Origin of the sequence: Rhodococcus sp. A14, from assembly GCF_011603105.1 — a bacterium.
GTDB classification, from domain to species: domain Bacteria; phylum Actinomycetota; class Actinomycetes; order Mycobacteriales; family Mycobacteriaceae; genus Rhodococcus_F; species Rhodococcus_F opacus.
Genome location: NZ_JAAOQS010000103.1, coordinates 25,247 through 31,765 on the forward strand (window position 1 = coordinate 25,247; position 6,519 = coordinate 31,765).

6 protein-coding genes and 1 pseudogene are annotated in these 6,519 nt (G+C 67.8%); 4 read left to right on the forward strand and 3 right to left on the reverse strand.

Features of this window, described 5'->3' with window-relative positions; translation table 11 throughout:
* Window positions 1-80 precede the first annotated feature (80 nt).
* Both G9373_RS35895 and G9373_RS35900 read left to right on the forward strand, forming a co-directional pair.
* On the forward strand, window positions 81-488 hold the full coding sequence (locus G9373_RS35895; protein ID WP_039952872.1) for a metalloregulator ArsR/SmtB family transcription factor: 408 nt from the start codon (window positions 81-83) through the stop codon (window positions 486-488).
* A complete protein-coding gene (locus tag G9373_RS35900; protein ID WP_167119706.1) occupies window positions 485-1,498 on the forward strand; it encodes a cation diffusion facilitator family transporter in 1,014 nt (337 codons plus the stop codon). The genes G9373_RS35895 and G9373_RS35900 overlap by 4 nt, the downstream gene beginning before the upstream one ends.
* 7 nt (window positions 1,499-1,505) lie before the next feature.
* Here G9373_RS35900 and G9373_RS35905 read toward each other — a convergent pair whose 3' ends face one another.
* From G9373_RS35905 to G9373_RS35915, 3 genes are all read right to left on the reverse strand, one after another.
* Window positions 1,506-2,339, reverse strand: coding sequence for a sulfurtransferase (locus tag G9373_RS35905; RefSeq protein WP_133986812.1), 834 nt, complete (start codon window positions 2,337-2,339; stop codon window positions 1,506-1,508).
* A gap of 90 nt (window positions 2,340-2,429) precedes the next feature.
* Window positions 2,430-4,769 carry a glycoside hydrolase family 65 protein gene (locus G9373_RS35910; RefSeq protein ID WP_167119709.1) on the reverse strand — a complete coding sequence of 780 codons (2,340 nt, stop codon included), beginning with the start codon at window positions 4,767-4,769 and terminating at the stop codon, window positions 2,430-2,432.
* A 2-nt stretch (window positions 4,770-4,771) separates the two neighbouring features.
* Window positions 4,772-5,497: a beta-phosphoglucomutase family hydrolase gene (locus tag G9373_RS35915; RefSeq protein WP_167119712.1), complete on the reverse strand. Its 726-nt coding sequence runs from the start codon at window positions 5,495-5,497 to the stop codon at window positions 4,772-4,774.
* A gap of 146 nt (window positions 5,498-5,643) precedes the next feature.
* On the opposite strand from G9373_RS35915, the gene G9373_RS35920 reads away from it, so the two are divergent.
* Complete coding sequence (locus G9373_RS35920) at window positions 5,644-6,180, forward strand: ester cyclase (protein WP_167119715.1); 537 nt, start codon at window positions 5,644-5,646, stop codon at window positions 6,178-6,180.
* A 110-nt stretch (window positions 6,181-6,290) separates the two neighbouring features.
* Window positions 6,291-6,519 (forward strand): annotated as a pseudogene (locus tag G9373_RS45975) (chromosome condensation regulator RCC1); the annotation flags it as partial.

Here is a 6,519-nt window from a genome sequence, read left to right on the forward strand (position 1 = left end):
CTATATACATCGTTAGCGCAAGCAAGTAAGTCGAATCGGTGTCTGATGCATCACAAAACGAAGTGAATTATTATCTGCGTATGAATGCAGATATGCGCTCTTGCCGGCGTCGGCTCGACGAAGACCAGGTCGGGCTTGTGGTCGAGGTCTTCCGCATGCTCGCCGACGCGACCCGGGTGCAGGTGCTCTGGCAACTCGTGGGAGGCGAGCTGTCGGTGAACGAGCTGGCCGAACGGGTGGGAAAGCCGGCGCCATCCGTCTCGCAGCATCTCGCGAAGCTCCGGATGGCGCGGCTCGTGCACACACGGAGGGAGGGAACGTCCATCTACTACAGCGTCGCCAACGAGCACGTGCAGCAGTTGGTCACCGACGCCGTGTTCAATGCCGAGCACGCGGGCCCCGGTATCCCGGGACATCACCGTGCCACCGGCGACCTGCAGGTCATCCACGAGGACGCGGACCTCGCCGCGGAGGGAGGCGGGTCGTGAACGGGCACGGACATTCCCACGGCCACGGCCACGGGCACGGACATTCGGGTGGCGTCCGCGGGGTGATCCGCGAGATCTTCGCCCCGCACAGCCACGACTCCGCGGACAGCGTCGACGACGCACTCGAGGCGAGCGAGATCGGGATCCGGGCGGTGAAGATCAGCCTGGTGGTTCTGGGCGTCACCGCCCTGGCGCAGGTGATCGTGGTCGCGCTGTCCGGTTCCGTCGCGCTTGCCGCCGACACCGTGCACAATTTCTCCGACGCGCTGACAGCGATTCCGCTGTGGATCGCGTTCGCCCTCGGACGGCGGGCGGCCACCCGGCGATTCACGTACGGATACGGCCGGGCCGAAGACCTCGCCGGGTTGTTCGTCGTGGTGATGATCGCGTTGTCCGCGGTCGTCGCGGGTGTCGAGGCGACCCGCCGCCTCCTCGATCCCGTGCCGATCCACCACCTCGGGTGGGTGGCCCTCGCTGGTGTCATCGGTTTCGCCGGTAACGAATGGGTGGCGCTGTATCGCATCCGGATCGGTCGGCGGATCGGCTCCGCCGCGCTCGTCGCCGACGGGCTGCACGCACGGACCGACGGATTCACCTCCCTCGCCGTGGTGCTGGGCGCCGGTGGTGTCGCGGTCGGGATTCCGCTCGCCGACCCGGTGGTGGGCCTGGTCATCACGGCTGCGATCGTGCTCGTGTTACGGACCGCGGCACGCGACGTGTTCCGGCGGTTGATGGACGGCGTCGACCCGGAACTCGTCGACGCCGCCGAACGGGCCCTCGCCGCCGAACCGGGGGTGGTCGGGGTGCGGAGCGTGAAGATGCGGTGGATCGGGCACCACCTGCATGCCGACGCCGAACTCGACGTCGACCCTTCGACCAGCCTGCGCGACGCGCACCGCGTGGCGCACACCGCCGAACACACACTCAGGTACGCCGTTCCGAAGCTGAGTACCGCCCTCATCCACGCCTATCCGGCGCACGACGTGGAGACGGCCGGTCAGACGGTGTGACTCGCCGTCACCGCGGGTCGGGGCCGGTGGCGACCGGGCGGCCGGGATCGGACGACCACTGCGACCAGGACCCCGGATACAGGGCGGCGTCGACGCCGGCGAGCGCGAGTGCCGCAACCTGGTGGGCTGCCGTCACACCCGATCCGCAGTAGACGCCGACGGGACGTCCGGGTTCCGCGCCGACCGCGGCGAACCGTTCGCGCAGCGCCTCGGCAGGCGCGAACCGTCCGTCGGGCCCGAGATTCTCGGACGTCGGGGCGCTGCGGGCACCGGGAATGTGCCCTGCGCGGGGATCGACGGGTTCGGTCTCGCCCGAGTACCGCTCGGTGGCACGGGCATCGAGAAGGCGACCGTGGGCGGCGAGTTCGGCGGCCTCGTCCGCGGTCAGCGTCGGCAGGTGGCCCGCGGTGAGCACGACGTCACCGGGCCGTCGTGGGTGCTCGTCGCCGGATCGGACGGGGTGGCCCGCCGACGTCCACGCGCCGAGGCCACCGTCGAGCATCGTCACGTCGGCAACTCCGGCCCAGAGCAGCAGCCACCACGCCCGCGCGGCGGCGAGGTTCCCCGTGGCGTCGTAGACGACGACCGCGCTGCCGGCCCGGACACCCCACCGGCGCGCGGCGTCCTGCAGGTCCGTCAGCGTCGGCAGCGGATGCCGGCCCAGCTCCGGGGATCCCGGGGCGGCCAGTTCGGTGTCCAGATCGACGAACACGGCACCGGGAATGTGTGCGTTGAGGTAGTGCTGCCTGCCTTCGGTGTCGCCGAGCGCCCACCGCACGTCGAGAAGGACAGGCGGAGCGTCGCTGCTCAGCGATTCCGCCAACTCGTCGATCGTCACCACAGGGCTCATCGCACCACTGTCGCACAACGAAGGCTCGGTGTGCCGCGCTGCTGCTCGCGGCCGGGGTGTTCAGGCTGGCCGGATGTCAGATCAGCCTCGACGCACGGGTGCTCGCCCGTACGGTTGCCGCACCGGCGTGGCGATCGGCAGTTCGGGGATCGGCCGCGTGACCGGGAAGGAGTCGAGTGTGAACGAGTTGCCGTGATGGGCGAGCTGAACCGGTTCGCCGGACAGCAGGCGGTAGGTAGCGGTCTTGGCGCGGACGTCCACGTGGATCTGGCTGCCCCGCACCGTCATCCGGAATGACAGATTGACCAGCTGTGGTGGTATCCGCGGTGCGAACGAGATGTTGCCGCCGTGGTCGCGCATTCCACCGAATCCCGCGACACACGCCATCCACGTTCCGGCGAGTGAGGCGATGTGCAATCCGTTCTCCACGTTGGCGTGGAGGTCGTGGAGATCGGTCAGGGCGGCCTCGGCGAGGTAGTCGTAGGCGAGTTGAAGTTGCCCGACCTCGGCGGCCATCACGGACTGCACGCACGCCGACAGGGACGAGTCCCGGACCGTCAGTGCCTCGTAGTAGGCGAAATTGGCGATCTTCTGTTCGTGGGTGAAGGCGTCGCCCCGAAGATACATCGCGAGCACCAGGTCGGCCTGCTTCACCACCTGCTTGCGGTAGAGATCGAAGTACGGGTAGTGGAGCAGCAGCGGATAATGCTCGGGTGGTGTGCCTTCGAAGTCCCACTCGGCGTGGTGCGTGAAGGCGTCGGATTGCTGGTGGACGCCGAGAGCGTCATCGAACGGAATGCGCATGTGCTCGGCGGCATCTCGCCAGAGCGCTGCTTCCTCGTCGTCCACACCTAGCTCGCGCGCCAGGCCGGGGCGTCTCTCGCAGGCGGCCGCCGCGTCGTGCAGATTCTTCTGCGCCATCAGATTGGTGAACACGTTGTTGTCGGCGACAGCGGTGTATTCGTCCGGCCCGGTGACACCGTCGATTCGGAACTCGCCCTGCGCATTGTGATGGCCGAGCGACGTCCACAGCCGGGCGGTCTCCACGAGCAGTTCGACGCCACATTCGGCTTCGAACTCCTCGTCCCCGGTTGCTGCCAGATACCGGGATGTTGCCGCGGCGACGTCGGCACCCACGTGGAAGGCCGCGGTTCCCGCGGGCCAATAGCCGGAGCATTCTTCGCCGTCGATCGAGCGCCACGGGAACACGGCGCCTGCCTGCCCCAGCTGCACGGCGCGGTTCTTCGCCTTGTCGAGCGTGGAGTGCCGCCAGCGCAGTGCGTCGCGGGCCGAGTCCGGCACCGTGTACGTGAGCAGCGGGAGGACGAACGTCTCGGTATCCCAGAACGCATGCCCGTCGTATCCGGGCCCGGTCAGGCCCTTCGCGGGGATCGCGCGTGACTCACCGCGAGCACCCGCCTGCAGCACGTGGAACAGCGCAAACCGCACCGCCTGCTGAAGTTCCGCGTCGCCGTCGATCTCGACGTCCGCCGTCTCCCAGAATGCATCGAGATACTCGCGCTGCCGTTTCAGCAGGGTTTCCCAGCCGGTTTCGAGTGCGCCGGCCAGCGCCCCCTCCACCTGGCCGCGCAGAGCCGGAGTCGACCGCCGCGCCGACCACCCGTACGCCAGGTATTTCGTCACCCTCAGGCGTTCACCCTGCGGGATGTCGACAGCGACGGTGAGCCGTGCCAGATCCTCCTCGGTCTCGATGCTGCACCGCCCGTTGGCGGGGTAGTCGATCTCGTGGTCCATCCCCGCGGCCATCCGCAGTCCCGACGCCCTCGTGTGATGGGCGAGCACAGCCTTGAAGTCGTGGGCGGCAGCGAAATCGGAGACTAGTGGACTGTCCAGGGCGGCAGCCACTCTCGGGTCGTCCGTGCGGGCCGGGATGTGTTCGTTGGCGAGCAGATCCGACTGCAGGACGAGTTCGATGTCGCCGTCGAGCGGCTCGACCTCGTAGTGGATGGCGGCGACCGCGCGCGAGGTGAACGAGACGAGTCGTTCCGAGTGGATACGCACCCGGCGTCCGGTCGGTGACGTCCACTCGGTGGTGCGGCGCAGGGTGCCCGAGCGGAAGTCGAGGACGCGCTCGTGCGCCGGTGCACTCCCGTACCGCATGTCCATGGGCTCGTCCTCGACGAGCAGGCGGATGATGCTGCCGTCGGTCACGTTCACGACGGTCTGCCCGTCCTCGGGGTAGCCGTAGCCCGCCTCCGCGTACGGCAGGGGACGTTGCTCGTAGAACCCGTTGAGGTAGGTGCCGGGGAGACCGCGCGGTTCACCCTCCTCGAACGTGCCACGAATCCCGATGTGTCCGTTGGACAGTGCGAAGGTGGATTCGGTGGCGTGCAGCGCCTCCAGATCCAGTCCGCGCCAGCGCAGCTGCCACGGCGAGATCTCGTAGCCCTTGTCGTCCATGCTCACCTTTCCAGAAGTTCGGCCAGGTCGTTCACCACCACGTCGGCGCCGTGCTCACGTAACGCCTCGGCCTGATCGTTGCGATTCACCCCGACGACGTAGCCGAATTCGCCTGCCCGCCCCGCTTCCACTCCGGACAGGGCGTCCTCGAACACGGCCGCCTGATCGGGATGCACGTTGAGGGCGCGAGCGGCTGCGAGGAACGAATCCGGCGCGGGTTTCCCGCGGAGACCCTGCTCGCTGATCACCACTCCGTCGATGCGAACGTGGACGTAGCGGCTGAGATCGGCCGCGTCGAGGACGGCCTTGCCGTTCGCAGACGACGTGACCACGGCGATCTTCAGACCGGCGTCGTACGCCGCGCTGATGTAGCGGACCGAACCGGGGTAGGGGCTGACGCCTTCCTCCTCGATGACTTTCAGCAGCAGCCGGTTCTTGCTGTTCCCGACACCGTTCACGGTCTCGGCGCCGGGTGGATCGTCCGGCGACCCCTCCGGCAACGTGATGCTGCGGGACGTGAGAAAGGTCCGGACCCCGTCGGCGCGGGGGCGTCCGTCGACGTAGTCGTAGTAGTCCTGGTCGGTGAACGGCCGGAAGTTGGTGCCCTCGCGATGCTTCAGGAACTCGTCGAACGTGCGTTTCCACGCCTTCCGGTGCAGCACCGCCGTTCCCGTGAGCACACCGTCGAGATCGAACAAGCAGGCCGAGATCGCATCAGGCAGTCCCATCACCTCCCCGACGGTACCGCCGTCGACGGCGGTTTCGCTGAGGCGCGCGCAAATCCCGCACCCGATCGGACCGGCATCAGGTCGTTGACTTCCAGTCGGCGGCGGTCGAATACTGAGAGTTCCCATTGACTGTTGCGGAGTGCACCGTGAACATCGAGGAACCGGTCCCGTCGGAGCACGTGAAATCCCTCGCCGTTCGCGCGGTGGAGATCATGGCGAACGGAAGCCGCGCCGATTTCGATTCCGTCGTCCACTCGGGCGCATTCAACCGGGAGAGCGCGACGGAACCCCCGCGGACGCGCGGGCGCGGGCCCGACGCGTTCTACGCTTCCGCCGTGTGGTTGCGTTCCGCCTTCGCCGAGCTGCGGTTCGACGTCGAGCATGTCGTGGTCGAGGGCGACCTCGCGGTCGTCCACACGATCATGAAGGGCAGGCACGTCGGACCCTTCGTCGTCTACGACGAGCAGGGGTCGATCGACCAGGTGTTCGCGCCCACGGGGCGATCGTTGGCGGTCGAGCAGTCGCACTGGTTGCGCGTCGAAGACGGCCGCGTCATCGAGCACTGGGCCACCCGGGACGACCTCGGTCAGGCGGTCCAGCTGGGCTGGGTGCCGCCGACGCCGCTGTCGATGGTCCGCAATGCCTGGGCCAAGCGTGCGGCGCGCAGGAACGCGCAGAGCTGATTCGCCGTTCGTGTCGGAAGGGTGACGATTCCTCGCAAAAACACCAAAACGTACCAAACGGACCGTATGTTCCGTTCGATCGATAGATACTCGAACGAAGGAGAAGGTCCTTGAAACGCTCGGTGGTTATCGCGGCAAGTTGTGCACTCCTGACGCTGTCGGCCTGCGGGTCCGACAGTGAACCGACGCCGACATCCGGAACGTCCAGCTCGACAACAAAGGCGACACCCGCCGCCGCCACGACCACTCCGGCGACATCGGAGCTCGCACCGCCGGCTGTCGCACCCGAGTCGAACGGAGGCGGCGGCTCGTCGGGGACCGGGCAGGGCGGTTCCGGCG